The sequence below is a fragment of the Aminobacter sp. MET-1 genome, assembly GCF_026521175.1.
In the GTDB taxonomy this organism is placed as follows: Bacteria; Pseudomonadota; Alphaproteobacteria; order Rhizobiales; family Rhizobiaceae; genus Aminobacter.
The window spans coordinates 1-731 of sequence record NZ_JAMSHL010000068.1 but is presented as its reverse complement, the minus strand read 5'-3'; the positions used below and the strand labels follow the sequence as shown (position 1 = coordinate 731).

Below are 731 nucleotides of genomic sequence, written 5' to 3'. Positions count from 1 at the left end.
GGGCGCACCTGCTTGCCACCAATGAACAGCTTGGCGGTGCGGTCGATGCCTGGCGTCTCGCCATTGTCGCGGGCGGCCTGCTTCGGCGCTGAAGCCGGCTTTATGACCGGGCCATGCACCTCGCTCGGCGCCAGATATTCCTCCAGCCCTTCCCTGCCGCCCTCGCGGCCGAAGCCGCTTTCGCGATAGCCGCCAAAGCCGCAGGCGGCGTCGAACATGTTGGTGCCGTTGATCCAGACCACGCCGGCCTTGAGCTGCGGGGCGACATGCAGCGCCAGATTGACGTTCTCGCTCCACACCGAGGCGGCAAGGCCGTAGCGCGTGTTGTTGGCGAGTTCGACCGCCTCTTCGGTGTTGCGGAAGCTCATGGTGGCGAGCACCGGCCCGAACACCTCTTCCTGGGCCAGAATGTTGGCAGGCGCCACACCGGTCGCCAGCGTCGGCAGGTGATAATAGCCCGTCGTGGGCACGTCCTGGTCGGGCTGCCAGCAGACCGCGCCCTGTCTGGCGCCTTCCTCGACCAGGCGCCTGACCCGGTCGAGCTGGGTCCTGTCGACCAGCGGGCCGATATCGGTGTTCTTGTCGAGCGGCGAACCAACACGCAGCCGGCTCATGCGTGTCTTGACCTTGGCGATGAAGGCGTCGGCCACGCTCTCCTGCACCAGGAGGCGCGAACCGGCGCAGCAGACCTGACCCTGGTTGAACCAGATACCGTCGACGAGCCCCTCGAC

The 731-nt window shown here is 66.9% G+C and carries 1 protein-coding gene; it reads right to left on the bottom strand.

The genetic code is table 11. From position 1 onward, the window contains the following. The coding region (locus NDO48_RS29045) for an aldehyde dehydrogenase family protein (RefSeq protein ID WP_267322891.1) at positions 1-731 on the bottom strand (731 nt) is incomplete at both ends.